The sequence below is a fragment of the Dactylosporangium sp. NPDC000521 genome (genome assembly GCF_042898305.1).
Lineage (GTDB): Bacteria > Actinomycetota > Actinomycetes > Mycobacteriales > Micromonosporaceae > Dactylosporangium.
Window position 1 is genome coordinate 303768 of the sequence record NZ_JBIAYW010000011.1, and the last position, 20320, is coordinate 324087.

18 protein-coding genes are annotated in these 20320 nt (G+C 73.7%); 10 read left to right on the forward strand and 8 right to left on the reverse strand.

Going from position 1 to position 20320, the window contains the following annotated elements; all coding sequences use genetic code 11:
• The first annotated feature begins 68 nt into the window (after window positions 1–68).
• Window positions 69–512, forward strand: a complete 444-nt coding sequence (gene hpxZ, locus ACFY3L_RS33825) for an oxalurate catabolism protein HpxZ (protein ID WP_389333389.1) — start codon at window positions 69–71, stop codon at window positions 510–512.
• Between the two features lie 8 nt (window positions 513–520).
• On the opposite strand, the gene ACFY3L_RS33830 is transcribed toward hpxZ, so the two are convergent.
• From ACFY3L_RS33830 to ACFY3L_RS33845, 4 genes are all read right to left on the reverse strand, one after another.
• On the reverse strand, window positions 521–1087 hold the full coding sequence (locus ACFY3L_RS33830) for an HdeD family acid-resistance protein (protein WP_389333393.1): 567 nt from the start codon (window positions 1085–1087) through the stop codon (window positions 521–523).
• Complete coding sequence (locus ACFY3L_RS33835) at window positions 1087–1383, reverse strand: chaperone modulator CbpM (RefSeq protein WP_389333396.1); 297 nt, start codon at window positions 1381–1383, stop codon at window positions 1087–1089. Before ACFY3L_RS33835 ends, ACFY3L_RS33830 begins: the two co-directional genes overlap by 1 nt.
• Window positions 1380–2357, reverse strand: a complete 978-nt coding sequence (locus tag ACFY3L_RS33840; RefSeq protein WP_389333399.1) for a DnaJ C-terminal domain-containing protein — start codon at window positions 2355–2357, stop codon at window positions 1380–1382. Before ACFY3L_RS33840 ends, ACFY3L_RS33835 begins: the two co-directional genes overlap by 4 nt.
• A 92-nt stretch (window positions 2358–2449) precedes the next feature.
• Window positions 2450–3082, reverse strand: coding sequence for an Hsp20/alpha crystallin family protein (locus ACFY3L_RS33845; protein WP_389333403.1), 633 nt, complete (start codon window positions 3080–3082; stop codon window positions 2450–2452).
• A gap of 157 nt (window positions 3083–3239) precedes the next feature.
• Between ACFY3L_RS33845 and ACFY3L_RS33850 the strand changes: the two genes are divergently transcribed.
• Window positions 3240–3635 (forward strand): DUF2267 domain-containing protein, encoded by a 396-nt coding sequence (locus tag ACFY3L_RS33850; RefSeq protein WP_389333406.1) that lies wholly within the window; start codon window positions 3240–3242, stop codon window positions 3633–3635.
• A gap of 108 nt (window positions 3636–3743) precedes the next feature.
• Here ACFY3L_RS33850 and ACFY3L_RS33855 read toward each other — a convergent pair whose 3' ends face one another.
• Window positions 3744–3965 (reverse strand): hypothetical protein, encoded by a 222-nt coding sequence (locus tag ACFY3L_RS33855; protein ID WP_389333409.1) that lies wholly within the window; start codon window positions 3963–3965, stop codon window positions 3744–3746.
• A 128-nt stretch (window positions 3966–4093) separates the two neighbouring features.
• Here ACFY3L_RS33855 and ACFY3L_RS33860 point away from each other — a divergent pair, with 128 nt between their 5' ends.
• Both ACFY3L_RS33860 and ACFY3L_RS33865 read left to right on the forward strand, forming a co-directional pair.
• Window positions 4094–4693, forward strand: a complete 600-nt coding sequence (locus ACFY3L_RS33860; RefSeq protein ID WP_389333412.1) for a hypothetical protein — start codon at window positions 4094–4096, stop codon at window positions 4691–4693.
• A gap of 123 nt (window positions 4694–4816) precedes the next feature.
• Window positions 4817–5311: a pyridoxamine 5'-phosphate oxidase gene (locus ACFY3L_RS33865; protein ID WP_389333415.1), complete on the forward strand. Its 495-nt coding sequence runs from the start codon at window positions 4817–4819 to the stop codon at window positions 5309–5311.
• A 10-nt stretch (window positions 5312–5321) separates the two neighbouring features.
• Here the strand turns inward: ACFY3L_RS33865 and ACFY3L_RS33870 are convergent, their stop codons facing one another.
• Window positions 5322–8444, reverse strand: coding sequence for a penicillin acylase family protein (locus ACFY3L_RS33870; RefSeq protein WP_389333418.1), 3123 nt, complete (start codon window positions 8442–8444; stop codon window positions 5322–5324).
• A 142-nt stretch (window positions 8445–8586) separates the two neighbouring features.
• Here ACFY3L_RS33870 and ACFY3L_RS33875 point away from each other — a divergent pair, with 142 nt between their 5' ends.
• From ACFY3L_RS33875 to ACFY3L_RS33895, 5 genes are read left to right on the forward strand one after another with little or no spacing between them, the layout of a single operon-like run.
• A complete protein-coding gene (locus ACFY3L_RS33875; RefSeq protein ID WP_389333421.1) occupies window positions 8587–11634 on the forward strand; it encodes an SNF2-related protein in 3048 nt (1015 codons plus the stop codon).
• A 16-nt stretch (window positions 11635–11650) separates the two neighbouring features.
• A complete protein-coding gene (locus ACFY3L_RS33880) occupies window positions 11651–11938 on the forward strand; it encodes a YciI family protein (RefSeq protein ID WP_389333424.1) in 288 nt (95 codons plus the stop codon).
• An 18-nt stretch (window positions 11939–11956) separates the two neighbouring features.
• Window positions 11957–12790, forward strand: a complete 834-nt coding sequence (locus ACFY3L_RS33885) for an SWIM zinc finger family protein (RefSeq protein ID WP_389333427.1) — start codon at window positions 11957–11959, stop codon at window positions 12788–12790.
• A gap of 30 nt (window positions 12791–12820) precedes the next feature.
• The gene (locus tag ACFY3L_RS33890) at window positions 12821–13582 is read left to right on the forward strand and encodes a hypothetical protein (protein WP_389333430.1); all 762 of its coding nucleotides are present in this window, start codon (window positions 12821–12823) and stop codon (window positions 13580–13582) included.
• Between the two features lie 2 nt (window positions 13583–13584).
• Window positions 13585–14490 carry a septum formation family protein gene (locus ACFY3L_RS33895; protein WP_389333433.1) on the forward strand — a complete coding sequence of 302 codons (906 nt, stop codon included), beginning with the start codon at window positions 13585–13587 and terminating at the stop codon, window positions 14488–14490.
• Window positions 14491–14548: 58 nt separating this feature from the next.
• Here ACFY3L_RS33895 and murD read toward each other — a convergent pair whose 3' ends face one another.
• Both murD and ACFY3L_RS33905 read right to left on the reverse strand, forming a co-directional pair.
• Entirely contained in the window at window positions 14549–15898 is a 1350-nt protein-coding gene (murD, locus tag ACFY3L_RS33900) for a UDP-N-acetylmuramoyl-L-alanine--D-glutamate ligase (RefSeq protein ID WP_389333436.1), read from the reverse strand.
• Window positions 15885–17204, reverse strand: a complete 1320-nt coding sequence (locus ACFY3L_RS33905) for a hypothetical protein (protein WP_389333439.1) — start codon at window positions 17202–17204, stop codon at window positions 15885–15887. Before ACFY3L_RS33905 ends, murD begins: the two co-directional genes overlap by 14 nt.
• A 396-nt stretch (window positions 17205–17600) precedes the next feature.
• Between ACFY3L_RS33905 and ACFY3L_RS33910 the strand changes: the two genes are divergently transcribed.
• The gene (locus ACFY3L_RS33910; RefSeq protein WP_389333442.1) at window positions 17601–20297 is read left to right on the forward strand and encodes a transglycosylase domain-containing protein; all 2697 of its coding nucleotides are present in this window, start codon (window positions 17601–17603) and stop codon (window positions 20295–20297) included.
• The last annotated feature ends 23 nt before the right edge of the window (window positions 20298–20320 follow it).

Sequence of the window (20320 nt, forward strand, 5' to 3'; positions counted from 1 at the left end):
CCCCGTCCTCCCTGGGGACCACCGCGCGACCAGCTCCGTGCAAGCCGGTTGCGTCAGAAGGGACACCCGTGCGGATCAACAGGGACGACATCGTCGCCGAGGTGGAGGCGGCGTTCGTGGCGTACGAGAAGGCACTCGTCGCCAACGACGTCACCGCGCTGGCCGAGGCGTTCTGGGACTCCCCGGCAGTGGTCCGCTTCGGCGTCGCGGACCACCAGACCGGCGCCGGCGAGCTGCGCGACTGGCGGTCCGCTCAGCCGCCGCTCCCCCCGGGCCGCCGGCTCTCCGGCACGAAGATCACGACGTTCGGCGCCGACCTGGCCACCGTCACCACGATGTTCGACTACCCCGGCACCGGCGACCGTCCCGGAAGACAGTCCCAGACCTGGGTCCGCCTCCCGGAGGGCTGGCGCATCGTCCATGCCCACGTCTCACACCCTCGCGGTGACCTGAGCGGCAGCAGCGACCCGACGGGCAGCAGCGACCTGAGCGGCGACGCGACGGGCGCCTGAGCGGGCCGTCAGGCGGGCGACAGCCGGCCCCGCCCCTGATGCGTCAGCTGGTACGCGGCGATCAGGAGCAGCACGCCGCTGACGATCGCGTACACCCCGATCGCCCACGCGATCGCGACCGCGCCCGCCGCGGGCCGCACCACCACGAACAGCCCGGCCACCACCGCGATCGCGCCCACCAGCGCCAGGGTCCAGCCGCCGTGCTGGCGGGCGGCGAGCCACAGGTCGGCGACGCCGGTCACGATCGCCCACGCGCCGACGATGACGGCCAGCGCCACCCCGGTGATGCCCGGCCACACGATGGCGAGGACCCCGAGGACGAGCCCGAACAGCCCGGCGACCGCCCGCGCCAGCCGCGGCCCGTTGCCGTCGGCGAAGCCGGTGACCGGGTTCGTGGCGCCGGCGGAGGGGCGCATGGCGTGGACGAGCTGCTCGATGCCGGTCGCGATCGAGAAGATCCCGAACAGCACCGCGAGCGCGATCACCGTGACCCCGGGCCAGATGACCGCGACGATGCCGAACACGACGGCGAGGACGCCTCGCACACCGAGCAGCCACGCTTCTCTTCTGAGCATCATGCCCTCCTTGCGAGTCGGTCTTCGAGCTCGTCGATCCGGTCGAGCAGGTCCAGGACCACACCGACGGCGGCGTAGTTGAGGGTCAGTTCGTCGTGCAGCCGGCGGATGCGGGCGACGGTGGCCAGTTCCCGGACGGCGAAGCCGAGTGCGCCGTCCGGGAAGGTGGTGACCTCCACCAGCCCGAGCGTGACCAGCCGCTCCACGAGGTCGGGGTGCAGTCCGGCCGCTTCGGCGAAGTCGGGCAGGGTCATTTCGTGGGGCAGCCGCGCCGCCCGTGCCAGTGGAAATGTCATGCCGAGCTCCGGGGGTCGGTCGTGGACGCCGCGGCGAGCTCCGCGTACAGGCGCCGCTCGCGCTCGGACAGGTCCGGCGGGATGACGATGCGGACCTTGGCGTACAGGTCGCCGGCGGTGCCTCGCGGGTTGGGCAGGCCGAGCTCGGGCAGGCGCAGCCGCCGGCCAGACGACGAGCCGGCCGGCACGTCCAGTCGCACCGGACCGGCCGGTGTCTGCACCCGCACGGGTGCGCCGAGCGCCGCCTCCCACGGCGTCACCGGCAGCTCGACCATGATGTCGCGGCCGCGGACCCGGTACCGGGGATGCGGCGACAGGCGGATGACGAGGTAGAGGTCGCCGGCCGGCCCGCCGTCGGTGCCCGGCCCGCCCTGGCCGGCCAGCCGGACACGCTGCCCGTCGGCGACACCCGCCGGGATGTCCACGGTGTACTGCCGGGGGCGCCCCGCCGGTCCGGGCAGCTTGATCGTGCGCCGGCCGCCGCGGTACGCGTCCTCGACGGCGACGGCGATCTCGGCCTGGCTGTCCGCCCCGGCCCGCCCCTGAGGACCGCTCCCGTCCCGGTCGCCGGTCTGGTCCCGGGAGCCGGCCTGATCCGCGGGGCCGGCGGGTTCGCGGGAATCCGCCTGGTCCCGGGGGCCCGGCTGGTTGAACGGAGGCTGACGACGCTGCGGCCCGGGGCGCTGGCGTCCGGGGGCGGCCGCCGGGCCGGAACCGCGGCGCTGGAACAGGCTGCCGAGCCAGTCGGCGGCGGCCGCCTGGCTCGCGTCGTAGTCGCGGCGGCGACGCGGGTCGGACAGCACCCGGTACGCCTCGGCGATCCTCTTGAAACGCTCCTCCGCCCCGGATTCGCGGTTCACGTCCGGATGGTGCAGGCGGGCAAGGGTCCGGTACGCGCGCCGGACCTCCTCCCGGCGGGCGTTCCTCGGCACGCCGAGGTCTGCGTAGTAGTCGCGGGTGTCAACCGTCGTCATCGGTACCCCCCAACTCGTGCGCCGACCGCGTCGACCGGCGAGCGGCCCCGCGGGGGACCGCGTCGCCGTGTCGCGGGCCTGAACCCCGACGCTCAGGTCATGCCGCTACGACCGACCTGACCCGTGCTGCCGGTGCCGGTGCTCCCGGCCTGCTGGCTCGCCGGCCGCGGGCGGGACTGACCCTCACGCATCTGCTTGGCCTGCGCCGCGGGTGTGTCGGCGGGATCGGTCTGCGGCGGCCGGCCGCCCCGCGCCTGCTGCTCGGCCCGGCCCGCGCCCTGCGGTTCGGTGCCGGTGCCCGAGCCGGTGCCGGTGGCCCGCTGCTCCAGGCTGGGCCGGCTCGACGACTGGACGGTGATGCGGCGGGGCTGCTCGCCGCGCGCCTTCGGCGCCACGATCGTGAGCACGCCGCTGTCGAGGTTCGCCTCGACCCGGTCGCCGTCGATGTCGCCCGGCAGTGCGACGAGGAACTCGAACGCGCCCTCCTGCCGCGCGTGGTGGTGCATCGTGCCGGTGCGCGGCCGGTCACGGTAGCTGCCGGCCACCCGGATCTCGTTGTCCCGCAGGTCGATCTGCACGTCGGCGGCGTCGACGTCGGGCAGGTCCAGGTCGACCCGGTAGGTGTCGGTGGTCTCCTCGATGTCGACCGGCACGCCGCCCATGCGCGGCATCGTCGCCGCCGGGAACGTGAACGCCCGTCCGGGTCGGGTCACCAGGAATGCCATCGGTAGGTCTCCCAACGGTGAGGGGATGTACGCGGCCATGCTGGGCGCGCGCCGGGTGACCCTGTCCCACCTCCGGCGGATGAGCGGACGTGGGAGAGAGCCGTTCGCTCCCGGCTGGTGATGGTGCTTCACCTGCGGCCTGGGGAGCGTTCCTCACATGTATGAAGACGTGTTCATCACGGAGGTCCGTGAGAAGACCGGCCTCGCCACCGCCGAGGAGACCCGGCGCGCGGTCCGGGGTGTGCTGCACGCCCTCGCCACGCGCCTGCCCGACGGCTGGGTGCACCACCTCGCGGCGGAGCTGCCACCGACGCTCGCGGAGCCCCTGTGGTCCTATCAGCACCTGTACGACCAGGAGGTCCACGTCAACTTCCTCGCCGACGTCGCCGCCCGCGCGGCCGTGCCGCCGGACCTCGCCGAGCCCCTGGCCCGCGCGGTCTTCGCCGTCATCGCGAGTGCCGCCGACCCGGCCCTGCTGCGCCGCGTGTACGCCCCGCTGACCAGCGACATCCTCGCGCTCACCGAGTCCAACCGCTCCCTTCTGCCCGTCTGACCTTCTACCCGTCTGACCTTCTGCCCATCGGACCGTGGCCGCCCGGCCCGGGCCGCAAGGCGGATGCCACCGGGACCCCGTTCGCCGCGAACGGGGTCCCGGCCCCGGTCAGCGCCGCGGTGCGAGCCACGGGTGGAACGCGACCAGCGGCGGCGTCCACAGCAGGAACAGCAGCACGAGGCGCTGGAAGAGTCCGGTGTACGAGGTCCCCGCCTCCTCCGTCAGCAGCATCAGCCCCAGTTCGGTGGCCGCGACCAGCGCCAGTAAGGTCGTCGCCCGCCGGCCCCGCACCGCCGCCGCCATGAAGACGGTGCACAGGATCGCGGGCACGAAGACGAACAGCGCGGCCGGCCGTGTACCCCGGCGTGCTGACTCATCGCGATCTGCAGCCTCGCCGCGCACGCACCCCTCACGGCTGGTGGCGGCACGCATCGACGGCTGCGGGTATCGTCGCTCGGATGGCTGCCGTGTGCGGGATCGACGACTGTGGCGTGCTGGCGATCGGGAGGTGCCGGGACTGCGGCAGCGCGTTCTGCATGTCGCACCAGGGGCGCAACCCGGCCTCCGGCGACGGTTACGCCGCGCTGTGCGAGCGGTGCGCCGCCCGCCGTCACGCCGCCACCGCCTCGACGCGTGACGTCGCGCCCGTGCAGCGCCTCGGCGACGAGCAGCGCTGGGTCATGTCGGGGCAGGCCGTCCGCGACCTGACCGCGAAGGGTGTGCCGTCGCTGCCGGTGATCGAGCAGCGCCGGCGCGCCGTCAAGCTCCGGTTCGGCGGCGAGCGCGTCGAGATCGACGAGATCGAGGTCGGCACGGTGTGGGTCCTCGGCAGGTTCGAGTGGACGCAGCCGGTCGACGGCGTCGCCGAGACCAGGGAGCGCACCACCTGCCTGCTCGCCGAGCCCCGCGGCGGCTACCCGGTCGCCGCCTTCCCCCAGGCCGTCGCCCGCTGCCGCGTCACCGAGCTCGGCGCCACCCTGGTCCGCGACGGCGGCGCCGAGCTGGAGCCCCGCGCCGTCCCCCTGATCGCCCAGGCCGCCCGGCGCCTCCTGCGCTGAACAGCACTTCCCGCGCTGAGCGGAGCCCGCCGCGCTGAGCACGACCGCCGCGCTGATCGTGCGACCGCGAATGACACGTTCGGTAGTTGACCCGTGAGGCGGCGGTACGTCAATCTGGCTGCCATGCTCTCGTGGGGGCGCTTCCGGCGGTCGGCACCTGACCTCGCCGCCGCGGGGCGGGCGCTGCTCTACCGCAGCGGTGTCGGGCTGGCGTACCTCGGGACGGTGCGGACCGACGGCGGGCCGCGGGTGCACCCGGTCAGCCCGCTGCTGGTCGAGGACGGGCTCTACGCCCTGCTGATGGTCTCGCCGAAACTGGAGGACCTGCTACGGGACGACCGGTTCGCGCTGCACACGTTTCCGCTCGGGGACACCGAGGACGCGTTCTACCTGACCGGGCGGGCCCGGTTCCCGCGGGAAGAGGCGCTGCGGCGCAGCGTCGCGGCGGCGTTCCTCGCCGAGCGGGGCATGTCGGGGCCGCCGCCCGGCTTCGGGCAGAACGTGCTGGTCGAGCTGGTCGTGGAGACCTGCGTGCTGAGCCGTGCGGGCGAGCAGATCACCTGGGCGGCGGCCGGCCCCTACCGGCACGAGGTCGGCCGCCACCGCGCGGTGCGCTGAGCCGGAGGCGCTACCGCGAGTACGCCTCCAGCTCCCACAGCGAGTAGCCGTACCCGGTGGCGCGGCCGGCGCCGGCCATGCGGACGTACCGGGCGCTGACCGGGGCGAAGGTCACGCTGTCGGTGCCGCCGTTGCCCGCGTCGATCGTGGCCGCGGCGGTCCACGCGGTGCCGTCGGCGGACACCTCGATGCGGTAGCGGGAGCCGTACGCGGCCTCCCACCGCAGGATCACGCGCCGCAGGGTCCGGGCCGAGCCGAGGTCGACGGTGAGGGACTGGTCGTCGCTCCACCAGCTCGCCCAGCGTGTGGTCGGGTCGCCGTCGACGGCGGCACCGGCGCTGTAACCGACGAACGTGCCGTTGCCGGTCGCCTTGCGGCCGAGGGCGAGGTTGGTGATGTCGTCGCCGCGCTTCGCCGGGAACGACACGACCTGCTGGTAGGTGGGGCGGTTCTGCCAGGAGATCTTGTCGTGGGTGATGCCGCCGAGCGGGGACTGGATGATGCTGTCGGCGCACCACTGGTCGCCGGCGGCACAGGAGGCGTCGCCGGGGTAGGTGGTGGTGGCCGGCTCGGCCGCCGCGGCCGCGAGGGTCGAGGACAGCGTGGCGCGGCAGGCGGCCGGCGTGCCGCAGTAGGTGCGGCCGAGACCGCCCCGGACGGGGTCGCCGAGGACCGAGCGGAGGTCCTTGTCGAGGTAGCCCCACCAGCCGTTCTGGAACGACGAGCCCTTGTGGCTCTGCGACTGGTTCAGCGACGTGGCGCCCGTCGAGCCGATGAATCCGGACGGCGACTCGTCGATCTGCAGGGCGCCGGTGAGGGCCGTGTACACGTCGTCGCCGAGGCCGGGCTTGAAGACGCCGGCGATCAGCTTCGGCCACCACGCGTCGAAGAGGCGGATGGCGTCGGCGTGCTGGTACACGTGGGACCCCGGCGCCGTCTCGATCCGCTTCGCGCCGGCCGCCTGCCACGCGGCCAGCGCGGCGTAGGACGGCGAACCGGGCCCGAGGACGCGCAGCAGCTCCGGCAGCAGCGCCTCGGCCCGCAGGTCGGTGACGGCCGCGTCCTCGACGAGGCGCACCACGGCGGCCCGGTCGACCTTGCCGCCATTGGCGAGGGCCGCCTTGACCCGGCGGTCGAGCAGGTCGGCGCGGTGGACGGCGCCGAAGCTGAAGTTGCCGTCCGCGGCGCTGTAGCCGGCGGCCTGCTTGTTGTTCCAGCTGACGAAGTAGTCCTGGCCCGCCGACTGGGGGTGCTGCGCGACGGCCGTGTAGTCGGCGGTGTTGGTGTCGGCGTTCCAGTTCTGCCACTCGTAGGCGGCCTCGGCGCGGGTCGGCAGGTTCGGGTTCGCGCCGGCCTTGCGGACCGGGTTGGCGCCGGAGTTGAAGTACGCGGTGTCGGTCGCGTTCACGTAGAACCAGTTGAACGCGTAGCCGACGTTCGCGGCGGAGGCGATGAACGCCGCCGGTGAGCCCATCGCGGCCGGGTCGTTGAACGCCTGGAACCCGATCGCGGAGTCCGCCTCGTGCCGGTAGGTGGAGCGCAGCCGGGTGAAGGCGACCGGCACGCCGCCGACCTTGCCGCGCCACGCGACGAGCCCGTACTTCGTGCGGAACGTGGTCAGCCGGTACGAGCCGGCCGGCGTCGAGTCGGCGAGCGTCGGCGTCCACGCGTTGGTGCGGGTCAGCGCCTCCATCGGCGCGCACGTGCCGTGGAACAGGTAGCCGGAGGACTGGACGGTCGGCGCGGATCCGTCGGTGTTGCACAGCGGCACCGAGTAGGTGTCGGTGATGTCCTGCTCGGCGGAGGTGGCACTCCAGGCGTAGTCCTGGCCGCGGCCGAGCAGCACGTACAGGTTGAGGCCGGCGAACGCGACGCCGTGCGCGCTGATCCCGGGGCCCTGCAGCTCCTGCAGCATGAGCAGCTGCGGCGAGAAGTAGCCGGTCTGCGGGCCGAACACCGCGATCGGGTGGCCGGTCGCGGAGTGCGCGGCGTCCACGACGACCGCGTTGGACATGCCCTTGTGCTGGGCCGAGAACGCGCCGGTGGCGGCCGCGGCCCCGGAGCCGGTGGGGTCGAAGACGACCGGCTGCGCGGTGACGGTGCCCGCGTCCGGCAGCGCGACGCCGGGCGCGTCCGGGTCGGCGGCGCCGTAGGGGAACGACTGTCCGTTGTGGAGGGTGAGGACCGCCTCCGGGTCGTTCTGGCCGCGGAACGCCGCCCAGAGCCGGTCGCCCTCGACGGGCCCGTAGCGGGCGCGGGCGGTCACCCTGACGAGGGCCGACTCCACCTCGCCGCCGCCTCCGCCGCCGAAGAGACCGCCGACGACGCCGGCGATCGCGATCAGGTCGGTCATCTTGAACTGCTCCGGCCCGCCGGCGTTGGTGACCGCGTCGAGGTGCCCGGTCAGCACGTACTCGCCGGGGCAGTTGCGGCCGGACATGCAGGCGGCGATGTAGGCGTTGACGCCGGCGACGTAGTCCTGCACGTCGGTGTAGAGCTGCGCGCCGCGCGTGCCCTTGGTCCGCAGCTGCTCGACCTGGGCCTGCAGGTCGGCCTCGGTGTAGGGGGCGTTGCGCCAGATGCTCTGCTCCAGCTCGCGGTTGCCCGGCGAGCCGCCGGCGAACGGGGTCAGCTGCCCGCGCCCGACCCGCCGCAGCAGGTCCATGACGAACAGCCGGTCCTCCGCGCCTGCGTAGCCGGCGCCGAACATGGTGCCGGCGCGGGTCGTGCCGGTCACGTGCGGCACGCCGGCGCTCTTGTCCCGCACGATCGTGACGTCGGCGCGCGGGCTGTAGGTGCGCTCGGCCTGGCCGGCGGGGACACCGAAGGAGGCGCTGTTGTAGAAGCGGTCGATCTGCTCGCCGGTGAGGCCGGTGTACGCGGAGACCAGGCTCGCGTACCTGTCGAGCTGGTCGGAGGAGTGCGGCGGCCGGTAGCCGAGCGCCTGGTGCGCCAGGATGTCGGCGAGGGTGGCGTTGCCGTTCTGGCCCGGCGGGACGATGTCGTCGCACTCGTCGAGGCAGTAGTCCGTGGGGAGGAGGACGGCGGCGGGTGCCTGCACGGGCGTTGCGACGAGCACGCCGGCCGTGAGGAGGAGCGCCGCGGCGGCGCGTTTCAGCAGGGGCAGGGACATGGCGGATCCCTTCCGGGGGGGTCGCGAATCAATGTGAATTTGACTCGGATTACCGGATGGTAACAACGACATCCATCACTGAACAGAGGTTCAGCCGTCCGGGTCGACCGGCCTGGGCTAGGCTCCCTGAGGTGATCGCAGGGTGATCGTCGTGCACGCGGCCTGGCTCGACGGCCGCCTCTGCCTCTGGGCGGAGCACCCGGACGAGCCACACCCCGCACCACGGGGGCGCCGGCCGAGGATCCCCGCGCATCCGTTCGCCGTCCGCGGCCTCCGCCTGGACGAGGACACCGGCCTGCCGGCGACCCGGACGCTCACCCTGCCGACCCGCGGCGACCTGCCCGAGCCGTCGCCCGCCGCGGCGGCGCGGCTGACGCCGCCCGACGGCCCGCTCCGGCTCAGCGAGTGGACCGTCGACACGATCGAGTACGACGCGGACGACGCCTACGCCCTCCTGCGCTCCAGCCTTGTCGCGATCAGCGGCGACGACGGCACCGACGACTTCGTCTTCGGCGAGACCGTCCGCGCCCTGGCCACGGTGGCCACCTTCGCCGGATCCCTGGTCCGCCGCGGCCGCATGCTGCCGGGACTGAGCGGCGCCGAGGCGCGGTGGATCCCGGTGCTGACCGGCCGGGACGCCGCCTACACCCGGTCCCTGGCGCTGTCGCTGCCGCAGGCCGTGCTCGGCGGGGCGCCGTCCCGGGCGGCGCTGCTCACCGAGGTGCTCGACACGCTCGTCGACGCCGCCGCCCGGGCCGTCCTGCCCCCCGCCGGCCACGGTGCCGGCAGTGCCGGCCCCAGGGTCGGCGGCGTCGCGGGTGCGTGGCTGGCCGCGCTCACCGGCACGGACCGGGCCGTCGAAGGCACCCCCGCCGAGCTCGACGCCCTGGGCGCCGACCTGCGGGAATGGCAGGCCGACGCGGTCGGCGGCGCGGTCCGGGCCTGCTTCCGGCTCGCCGCGCCGCCCGACCCCGGCACCATCGAGTACGCCCGCCTCGACCTGAACGACGACGAGGAGCCGGCATGGCGCCTCGAGTTCGCGCTGCAGGCCGCCGACGAGCCCAGCCTCGTCGTCGACGCCGACACCGTCTGGCAGGCGCCGGGCCCGCTCGAGCTGTCCCAGTGGCAGGTCCCCGCCCCGCAGGAGACGCTGCTCGCCGAGCTCGGGCGGGCCAGCCGCCTGTACCCGGCCCTGGAGGACTCGCTGCGCTCGGCCCGGCCCGCCGCGCTCACCCTCGACACCGCCGGCGCGCACCAGCTGCTCAGCGAGCACGCGCCGCTGCTGTCGGCCGCCGGGTTCGGGATGCTGCTGCCCGGATGGTGGCGCAAGCCCCAGGCCAGGCTCGGCGCCCGGCTCACCGCCCGCAGCCCGTCCTCGGCCCAGCCCGGCACCGTCGCGACGAAGAGCGCCGTCGGGCTCGGCTCCGTCGTCGACTACCGGTGGGAGCTCGCCATCGGCGGCGACGCCCTCACCGACGAGGAGATGCGCCGGCTCGCCGACTCCAAGGCGCCCCTCGTGCGGCTGCGCGGCGAATGGGTCGAGCTCGACCAGCGCCGCCTCGCCGCCGGCCTCGAGATCATGCGCCGGCAGGCCGAAGACGCCGAGATGACCGTCGCGGACCTGCTGCACCTCGCCGGCGGCGACACCGAAGGCCCCGGCGGCCTGCCGGTCGTCGAGGTGACCGCCGACGGGTGGCTCGGCGACCTGCTGTCCGGCGACACCGAGCTGCGGGTCCCGTCCGCGACGCCGCCCGCACGGTTCGAGGGCAGTCTCCGCCCGTACCAGCTGCGCGGCCTCAGCTGGCTCAGCTTCCTCGAATCGGCCGGGCTCGGCGGCATCCTCGCCGACGACATGGGCCTGGGCAAGACCGTCCAGCTCCTCGCCCTGCTCGCCGGCGACGCGCCCGGCCCGACGCTGCTGATCTGCCCGATGTCGCTGGTCGGCAACTGGCAGCGGGAGGCGGCGAAGTTCGCGCCGAGCCTGCGCGTGCACGTCCACCACGGCGCCGAGCGCGCCCGCGGCGCCGACTTCCGCGCCGCCGTCGCCGCGTCGGACCTCGTCATCACCACCTACTCGATCGCCGCCCGCGACGCGGCCGCGCTGAAGTCGCTGCCGTGGCACCGGCTCGTGCTCGACGAGGCGCAGGCGGTGAAGAACGCCGCCACCAAGCAGGCCGTCGCGGTCCGCGGGCTGCCGGCGCGGCACCGGATCGCGGTCACCGGCACCCCGGTGGAGAACCGGCTCGCCGACCTGTGGTCGATCATGGACTTCGCCAACCCGGGGCTGCTCGGCACCGCCACGAAGTTCCGCGAACGCTTCGCCGAGCCCGTCGAGCGCCGCGGGGACGCCGACGCCGCCGCCCGGCTGCGCCGCATCACCCAGCCCTTCGTCCTGCGCCGGCTCAAGACCGACCGCGGCATCATCTCCGACCTGCCGGAGAAGCTGGAGATGGAGGTGCTGTGCAACCTCACCCGCGAGCAGGCGTCGCTCTACCAGGCCGTCGTCGACGAGATGCTCGGCAAGATCGAGCGCAGTGACGGCGTCGCCCGGCGCGGCCTGGTCCTGGCGGCCATGACCCGCCTCAAGCAGATCTGCAACCACCCCGCGCACGCGATGCGCGACGGCAGCCGCCTCGCCGGCCGCAGCGGCAAGCTGCAGCGCCTGGAGGAGATCCTCGACGAGGTCCTCGCCGCCGGCGAGCGCGCCCTCGTCTTCACCCAGTACGCGGAGTTCGGCGGCATGCTCCGGGCGCACCTGTCCGCCCGGCTCGGCCGCGAGGTCGCGTACCTGCACGGCGGCCTCGACAAGCCGGCCCGGGACGCGCTCGTCGCCCGCTTCCAGGCCGCAGCGCCGTCCTCGCCGCCGGTGTTCGTGCTGTCGCTGAAGGCCGGCGGCACCGGCCTGACCCTCACGGCCGCCAACCACGTCGTGCACGTCGACCGCTGGTGGAACCCCGCCGTGGAGGACCAGGCGACCGACCGCGCGTTCCGCATCGGGCAGCGCCGCGCCGTGCAGGTCCGCAAGTTCGTCACCGCCGGCACCGTCGAGGAGAAGATCGCCGCGATGATCACCGAGAAGCGCGGCCTCGCCGCGAAGATCGTCGGCACCGGCGAGCAGTGGCTGACCGAGCTGTCCACCGCCGAGCTGCGCTCGCTGCTGGCCCTGGAAGCGGGAGCGGTCGTCGAGTAGCCCGTACACTGCACCGGTGTTCGTGATCACGCTCAGCTACCTGGTCGACCTCGAGCAGATCGACGAGGCGATGCCCGCGCACCGCGAGTGGGTCGACGCCCAGTACGACGACGGCATCTTCCTCGCCTCCGGGCCGCGGGTCCCCCGCGAGGGCGGCGTCATCCTCGCCGCCGGCGTGCCCCGCCCAGAGCTGGAGGCGCGGCTGTCGCTCGACCCGTTCATGCAGCGGAACCTCGTCGCCTACGACGTCGTCGAGTTCGTCGCCCGCGCCGTCAGGCCCGGCCTGGAGGCGCTGCGCGCATGACGACCGCATGACGACCGCATGACGACCCCGGAGTACTGGGGATCACGGACCGTCAAGGTCGAGGGCGGGATCCGGGCGCGCAGCACGCGCGGCGACATCGGCGAGAGCTGGTGGAGCAAGCGCTTCCTCGCCGTCCTCGAGTCGTTCGCGCTCGGCACCCGCCTCACCCGCGGCCGCAACTACGCCCGCGCCGGGCAGGTCCTGTCGCTGACCGTCGAGCCCGGCGAGGTCGCGGCGGTCGTGCAGGGGTCGCGGCCCACGCCGTACCAGGTGAGCATCGCCCTGCAGGTCTTCGACGACGACGGGTGGGCCCGGGTCGAGACCGCGCTCGCCGCGGAGGCCCTCGGCGCCGCGAAGCTCCTCGCCGGCGAGCTGCCGCCGCACGTCGAGGACGTGTTCGCCGACGCGGGCTCGCCGCTCTTCCCCGCCCGCGTGCACGACCTGGCGATGCGCTGCTCCTGCCCCGACGCCGCCGTGCCGTGCAAGCACCTCGCGGCCGCGTTCTACCTCCTCGCGGAGCGCTTCGACGCCGACCCGTTCCAGATCCTGCTGTGGCGCGGCCGCGGCCGGGACACGCTGCTGGCCAACCTGCGCGCCCTGCGCACGGGCACCGCCGCGGTCACGGCCACCAGGCCGGCGGAGCCGGTGCTGACGGGGGCGGCCCGGGCCCTCGCCGACATGGCCGAGCCCGAGGTGGAGCCGGAGCGGTTCTGGTACCCACCGGTGCCCCTCGCGGACCCCGAGCCCGGCGCCGTCACGGGCCGGGACCTGCTGCTGCGCCAGCTGCCGACCCCACCGCCGGCACTGGGCGGCCGGGATCTGCTGTCCGCATTGCGCAGCTGGTACCGCTAGCGCCGTTCACGTTCGGGTAGGGTCGCGGGCATGACCGGTCCGCACCCGCCGCACCAGCCGGAGCCGTCGCAGCCCGGCCCGGCCGGACCACCCGAAGCCCGGCAGACGAGCGCCCCGCCGCTGCGGCCCGGCGCTCCCCCGGACCCCCAGCAGTCGCCCGGCGCGGCGCCGCCCTCCGGGGCGCCGCAGGCGTCCGGCGTGCCGCAGCTGCCTGCCGCCGTCCACGCGTTCGGCGCGCCGCAGCTGTTCGGCGAGCCGCAACCGTTCGGTGAGCCGCAACCGTTCGGCGCGCCGCAGCTGTTCAGGACAGCACCCGATGTCGCTCAACCGCCGGCCACACCGCAATTGTTCGGCGCGCCGCAGTCGTTCGGGGCACCACCACCCGGTGCCGCTCAGCCACCGGGCGCGCCGCAGCCGTCCGGGGTGCCTCAACCGTTCGGCGCCGCCCAGCCGCCGGGCGCACCGCAGCCGTCCGGCACACCGCAGCCGCCGAGCACACCGCAGCCGTTCGGGGCACCACCACCCGGTGCCGCTCAGCCACCGGGTGCACCCCAACCGTTCGGCGCCGCCCAGCCGCCGGGCGCACCGCAGCCGTTCGGCACACCGCAGCCGCCGGGCGCACCGCAGCCGTCCGGGGCGCCGCAGCAGCCGCCGCGGGACAAGCTGGTCATCCCCCTGGTGATCATCGTCGCGACGCTGCTGGCCCTGTGCCTGGCGGGCGCCGCCGGCGCCGTCTACTTCCTGCGGGAAGAGCCCGGCGGCGACGAGACCTCCGAGATCATCGGCGGCTGACCGTGCGGGGAGGGCGGCGGGTCGTGGTCGCGGTGCTGTGCGTCGCGGGCGCGCTCGCCGGCTGCGGCAACCCCGCCGGCACCGACGGCGACCTGACCAACGGCTGGCCGGCCCTGCCCGCCGCCTCCTACTCCCCGCCGGCCCCGGGGTCGTGCCTGCAGGGGGCCGTGGCCGCGTTCGAGCCGTCCGTGGCGCCGCTGCGGGCCGTCGACTGCGCCGAGCCGCACGCCGTCGAGGTCGCCGGCGGCGGCACCGTCCCCGACGCACCCGCGCCGCCCGCCTGGGACAGCGACCCCAGCCGCGCCGCGTACGCCGCGTGCGACAAGGCCATCACCGCCTACCTCGGCGGCGACTGGCGCACCGGTCGGCTGTTCCCCGTCTTCCGCATGCCGCCGGCCGCGACGTGGCAGGCGGGCGGCCGCCAGTACCTGTGCGGGATCGCCGAGGCGTCCGACGACCTCTTCGCGCCGCAGGAGCGGACCGGCAGCGTCAAGGGCGGCCTGAGCGCCGGCCCGAGCCCGCTCGCGCTGACCTGCGTCCAGCTCTCCGGCGGCGACCTCGACGCCAAGGGCTTCTACGGCACCGTCACGGCGGTCAAGCCGGTGGCCTGCGACACCCCGCACGACACCGAGTTCGTCGGCGCGTGGACGGCCCCGGCCGGCGAGTACCCGTCGCAGCAGAAGCTCAAGGAACTCGCCGGCGACGCCTGCTACCTGAAGATCGCCCAGTTCCTCGGGATCTCGCAGACGCAGCTGTTCCAGCGGGCCGACATCTACACGTTCTGGACCGGCCTGACCGCCAGCCAGTGGGCCCTCGGCGACCGCACCGCCCACTGCTTCCTCAACGTGTCGAGCAAGACCCCGCAGCGCGCCTCGGTCCGCGCCCTCGGCACCAGGAAGCTGCCCTGAGGCGACGCGGGCGCTGACCCTGCCCGGCCCGGACTGCCTGGCCGCCTTCCGCTGACCGCTACGGGGCGGTGTCGGTGATCGCCTGGCGGAAGACCTTGGAGCGGTGGGCGTAGTTGTCGAAGCGGCCGTAGCTGGGGGCGGCCGGGGACATCAGCACCACGCCGCCGGCGGGGGTCACCTTGCGGGACAGGGCGACCGCCTCTTCGAGGCTGTCGGCGACGTGCGTCGTGACGAGGGGCAGGTCCGCGAGGAGACCGACGAGGCGGGCGCCGCTGTCGGGCATGCCGATCACCGTGGCCGGCGTCGTCGCCGCGGCGAAGTACGCGCGCAGCGGCGAGTAGTCGACGCCGCGGTCCTCGCCGCCCAGCAGGACCGTGAGGGGGCGGTCGCGGAAGGCCTCGATCGCGTGGATCGCGGCCTGCGGGATCGTGGACAGCGAGTCGTCGACGAACGTGAGGCCCGACGGGTCCTCGATGCGCTCCAGGCGGTGCGGCAGACCGGCGAAACCGGCGAGGGCCGCCTCCAGCAGGGGCGCCTTGGCGGGCACGTCGACGCCGTAGGCCTGCAGGACACCGAGGGCGACGCACAGGTTGGCCTCGTTGTGCGAGCCGAGCAGGCGCAGGGCCGTGCGGGGGAAGAGCGGCTCGGCACCGGACCTGAACACGCCGCCGGCCAGGTGGAACGAGTCCGGGCCACCGACGACGTGCAGCGGCAGGTCCGTGAAGCGGCGGGCCAGCTCCGACAGGACGGACGTGGCGCCGGCGTGGACCACGACCGCGGACGGGCCGTTGGCGACGAGGTTGAGCTTGACCCGGTAGTACTCGTCCTCGCCGCCGGTCCAGTCGAGGTGCTCCGGGAACAGTGACGTGACGGCCGCGACGCGGGGCGAGTCGTCGAGGTCGGCGCACTGGTACGCCGAGAGCTCCAGTACGTAGGCGGGCGCGGGCGGCAGGTCCAGCACGGGGATGCCGATGTTGCCGCCGAGCTCGTTGGCGACACCGGCGGCGGTCAGCAGGTGGCTGACGAGGCTGCTCGTCGTGCTCTTGCCCTTGCTGCCGGTGACGCCGATGGTCACGTCGCGGTGGGCGGCCATCCACAGGGCGGTGCCGCCGGTGACCCGGGTGCCGGCGGCGCGCAGCTGGACTATCCACGGGTGGGTCTGCGCGACGCCGGGTGAGCGGACGACGACGTCGGCGGCGCGCAGCGCGTCGAACCCGGAGGGCCCGGCGTGCAGCGGCGCGAGCGCGGCCAGCTCCGGCGACCAGTCCTTGGTGAGGAAGTTCTGCCGGTCGTCGACGGCGACCAGCGACGCGGGGCCGGCGGCGGCGATGGCGCGGACGGCGGCGACGCCTTCGCGACCGGTGCCCCAGACGGCGACGCGCCGGTCGCGCAGGTCAGCGAGCTGCACCGAGACCCTCCAGGGCGGCGAGGTAGACCGGCGGGACCAGGTTGGGTCCGTCGCCGCGGAACGTGGCCTCGACCTCGGCGTCGGACGGCAGCGCCGCCCCGGCCGTGGCCAGCTCGGTGGTCAGCGCGGACACGATGAAGGTGTCCTTCCACTCGTCCTGCTCCGCGAGGAGGCGCAGCGCCACGAGGGACTCCTCGATCTCGCCCACGCACTCGAACGGTTTGTGCGCGGTGAGGCCCATCAGCTCCCGGTACCCCGGCAGCTGCGTCGGATCGGCGAAGATGTCGGTGCCGAAGATGCCGAGCAGGCGCTCGCGGCCGGTGAACGGGGCCATGGCGAGGAAGACGAATCGGCACTTGGGGCAGTGCCCGCACCACCGGTCGGTCGCGTCGCGCTGCTTGAACGCCGCGTTGCAGCTGGTCACGACCGCGTCGTAGGCGGTGAACCTGGCGAAGAGCGCCGCGATGTGCAGCTCCGACAGCCCGCGCAGCAGCGAGAAGTACGCCTCCTGCAGGCCGGCGTGCGCGAGCAGGGCGTCACGCAGGTGCGCCTCGGCCGGCAGCCCCTTGGACCACTGGTGGTTGATGTCGCGGCCGAGCCAGGTCAGGTTGGGCACCGAGGCCGAGGACTCGTTGGACATGACGACCGGACCGAGGCCGTGCATGAGCGAGGCGGCGACGGCGACCAGCGAGTTGATGGCCGTGACGGGGATGTGGCCGTTGTACGCGCCGCCGGCGTTCAGCTCGCGCATCCTCGGGTCGAGGGTGCGGCGGACGGTGCGGACGGGCTGCGGTGACACGGCCATGACGCTGCGGATGATCGGGTTGGGGTTGACCGCGAACAGCACCGGGTCGAGCCCGGCCCGCTGCAGCGCCTCCATCGTGACGATCGAGTCCTTGCCGCCGCCGACCGCCGCCAGGGGTGGGCCGGACGGCTCATGGATCTCCGGCGGCGACTCGGCCCACGGGCCGGGGACGATCTCCAGGTCCAGCACGTAGTCGAGCTTGTTCTGGTACGCGAACTCGCCGAGGCCCTCGCGGTACAGCGCCGTCACCCACGCCCAGGCCTTCTCGGCGATCGGGAACCCGAGCTCCACCTTCCGCGGCGCGGCGATCTTGTAGTACGACGTGGACGCCGCGACGTAGAGGAGGTCCAGGACCCTGTCGAGGGCCGGGTGCGGCACCGACGGCGGGCCGAAGTCGACGGTCTCGGTGAGCACGAGGTCACCGAGCGCATAGTGGAAGCGGGCGACACCGGTCGACGGGTCGAACTCCCGGCCGGGGAAGCGCAGCGCTTCGACGTTCACGCGGGGTCTCCTAGCTTTCGCGCCCGCGCCATCCACGGACCGGGCAATGGTATCTGCCGCGCACCGCCCGCCGGCCGGTCCGGTGCGTCGGGAAGCCGCCTCCACAGTGTCACCTTGGCTGTCACGGAAGGTGAGCGGGATCGCCCTCGATGACGGAAGCACGTACGCTCTCGGCATGCGTACCCAGGGACGGGTTGTGGACTTGCCGGCGTCGCCGATGACGCAGTGTGAGTTCCGCGGGTGGCGCCACCCGTCGGGACGCGCTGCGGGGCAGCTCCGGGCAGTGGCGACGGGGTGACCCCGTCCCGGGATCTGCCCGATGGCCGGGCGAGTCGCGGCAACCCCGCCGCGCCGCCGCCGGACGCACAGACTTGGGGGCAACACAGCGTGGGACAGATGCACTACGGCGGTGAGCCGGGCAACCCGCCGGCGGGCAGGGCGAGCGTTCCGGGCCCGCCGCCGCAGGCCGGGCGCGCGAGCGTCCCGGGTCCGCCGCCGCAGGCCGGGCGCGCGAGCGTCCCGGGTCCGCCGCCGCAGGCGGGGCGCGCGAGCGTCCCGCCGCCGCCCGCGGAGCCGCCGACCGGGCGCGCCTCTGTGGGCGGCCCTGCGGGTGGCCCCAGTGGGGGGCCGGTCCGGGCCGCCGCGCCGGTGACCGGGCCGGTCACCGGATCGGCGTCGGTGCCGACGTCCGGGGCGGCGTCCGGCTCGGCGTCCGCGCGGGCCTCGGTGCCGGCGTCGGCGCGGATGGCGCCGCCGTCCGCCGGCGGCCCCGACGTCCCCGAAGGGCGGCCCTCCCCGGGTGCCCGCGCGAAGAAGCGGCGCCGGCGCAACATCATCATCGCCGCGCTCGCCGCGTTCATCATGCTCACCGGCATCGGCATGGTGGCCGGCACCTACTACTTCGACCAGGTGGAGCTGCCGGAGAACCTCGCCCTGGAGCAGTCGACGTCGATCTACTACGCCGACGGGCCGCTGATGGCCCGCATCGGGCGCAACCGCACGATCGTCAAGTTCGAGGACATCCCGAAGCACGTGCAGCAGGCCGTCGTCGCGGCGGAGGACAACACCTTCTACACCAACGACGGCGTCGACTACTGGGGCGTCGCCCGCGCCGCGTGGAACAACATCAAAGGCGGTGAGCTGCAGGGCGCCTCGACGATCAGCCAGCAGTACGCCCGGAAGTGGGCGACCCTCGAGGGCGTCACGTACGGCCGGAAGGTCCGCGAGGCGATCATCGCGACGAAGCTCAACCAGCAGTACACCAAAGACCAGATCATGACGATGTACCTCAACATCATCTACTTCGGTCGCGGCGCCGACGGCATCCAGGCGGCGTCGTACGCCTACTTCAACAAGCCCGTCAAGGAACTGACCGTGGCCGAGGGCATGGTGATCGCCGGGATCATCAAGAACCCGAACGGTGAGAAGGAGAAGGGCAGCCCGTTCGACCCGACGGTCAACCAGGCCGAGGCACAGGGCCGCTTCGACTACATCCGCAAGCAGATGGTGGCCCTGAAGTTCCTCCCCGAGGCCGAGGCGCAGCAGCTCAAGCTGCCGACGCCCATCACGCAGGCGCAGAACCGGGCCAACAACGCCGCCGCCAACACCGGCCTGAACCAGCCGGAGGGCCTCGCGGTGCACCACGTGCTCCAGGAGGTCGCGGCGCTGACCGACCCGGCGACCGGGGCGCTGCTGTACGAGGACGTCGACGCGCAGGGCGCGAAGAACTTCGACCGGATCCGCAACGGCGGCCTGAAGATCGTCAGCACGCTCGACTCGCGCATGCAGAAGGTCGCGGTGCAGGAGGCGAGCACGCAGAGCAAAGACTCCAACATGTACAACCAGCGGGACAACCTGCAGGCCGCCTTGGTCGCGGTCGAGCCGGGGAGCGGCGGGGTCAAGGCGTACTACGGCGGCGACAAGGGCTCCGGCAACGACTACGCCGGCTACTACGAGGACCCGGTGCTCGGCAACGGCAAGCCGAGCTGCTGCGGCGGCCACCCGCCGGGCTCGACGTTCAAGGTCTACACCCTCGCGACGGCGCTGATGGCCGGCTACAGGATCGACTCCTACTGGAACGGTGTGCCGCACGACATGGGGAGCCGCACCGCGGCGAACAAGAACCAGGTCAAGAACGCGACGGAGGGCACCATCCCGCACTGCAAGTCGGGCTCCGGCACGTGGTGCACGCTGGAGGAGGTCACGGTCGACTCGCTCAACGTCCCGTTCTTCGAGATCGCGATGATGCTCGGCCCCGACAAGGTCATCGACACGGCACGGGCCGCCGGTCTCACGGGGATGTGGGCCACCGTCAAGGTCGGCGAGAACAAGTTCGAGGCGCAGCGCCAGGACCTGATCAAGCTCAAGGGCGCGGACGTCGGCGGGAAGCTGTTCGACAACGAGGTCGGCTTCGGCCAGTACCCGATCACCGTCCTGGACCACGCCGGCGGCATGGCCACCTTCGCCGCCCGGGGGCTGGCCGCGAAGACCCACTTCCTGAAGGAGGTGTGGGAGGGCGACAAACGCGTGTTCGCCGAGGTGCTCAAGCCGCAGCGGATCACGGGGTTCACCGAGCAGATGGCCGACGACCTGACCACCGTCCTGCAGGGCGTGCCGGCGCACTACGGCCTGAAGGCCGCCCACGGCTACCAGCTCGCCGGCAAGACCGGCACCTGGCAGCTGGACAAGGGCACGGACAACGCGCACGCGTGGATGGCCGGTTACGTGCCGTACGACAAGGCGAAGAACTCCCCCGGCCTGGCCGCCGCCGTCTGGGTGGGCAACAAGGACAAGGAGATGCCCATCAAGTTCAAGAACGGCGAGAACATCATCGGCGGCAAGCTGCCGGGACCCGTCTGGAAGGACTTCCTCGACGGGGCGCTGACCGCGGTGAAGATGCCGAAGGTGTCGTTCCTGCCGTCGAAGGGCGTCGGCGACAAGGACGTCGGCACGGGCATCTCGCCCACCCCGAGCATCCCGGCCAACCCGGCCAACCCGACGCCGGACCCCAACCCCAACCCGAGCCCCAGCGGGTCCGGGCCGAGCAAGAGCCCGAAGCCGAGCGCCAGCCCGAGCGCCAGCAAGAAGAACTGACCAGCGGCCGTCCTGACCGGCCC

Coding starts and splice junctions, on each gene's coding strand:
- ACFY3L_RS33885 (WP_389333427.1), top strand. CDS start 11,957: ATGACGACCCCGGAGTACTGGGGATCACGGACCGTCAAGGTCGAGGGC.
- ACFY3L_RS33865 (WP_389333415.1), top strand. CDS start 4,817: ATGCTCTCGTGGGGGCGCTTCCGGCGGTCGGCACCTGACCTCGCCGCC.
- ACFY3L_RS33890 (WP_389333430.1), top strand. CDS start 12,821: ATGACCGGTCCGCACCCGCCGCACCAGCCGGAGCCGTCGCAGCCCGGC.
- ACFY3L_RS33860 (WP_389333412.1), top strand. CDS start 4,094: ATGGCTGCCGTGTGCGGGATCGACGACTGTGGCGTGCTGGCGATCGGG.
- ACFY3L_RS33845 (WP_389333403.1), bottom strand. CDS start 3,082: ATGGCATTCCTGGTGACCCGACCCGGACGGGCGTTCACGTTCCCGGCG.
- ACFY3L_RS33870 (WP_389333418.1), bottom strand. CDS start 8,444: ATGTCCCTGCCCCTGCTGAAACGCGCCGCCGCGGCGCTCCTCCTCACG.
- ACFY3L_RS33910 (WP_389333442.1), top strand. CDS start 17,601: ATGCACTACGGCGGTGAGCCGGGCAACCCGCCGGCGGGCAGGGCGAGC.
- ACFY3L_RS33840 (WP_389333399.1), bottom strand. CDS start 2,357: ATGACGACGGTTGACACCCGCGACTACTACGCAGACCTCGGCGTGCCG.
- ACFY3L_RS33850 (WP_389333406.1), top strand. CDS start 3,240: ATGTATGAAGACGTGTTCATCACGGAGGTCCGTGAGAAGACCGGCCTC.
- ACFY3L_RS33830 (WP_389333393.1), bottom strand. CDS start 1,087: ATGCTCAGAAGAGAAGCGTGGCTGCTCGGTGTGCGAGGCGTCCTCGCC.
- ACFY3L_RS33835 (WP_389333396.1), bottom strand. CDS start 1,383: ATGACATTTCCACTGGCACGGGCGGCGCGGCTGCCCCACGAAATGACC.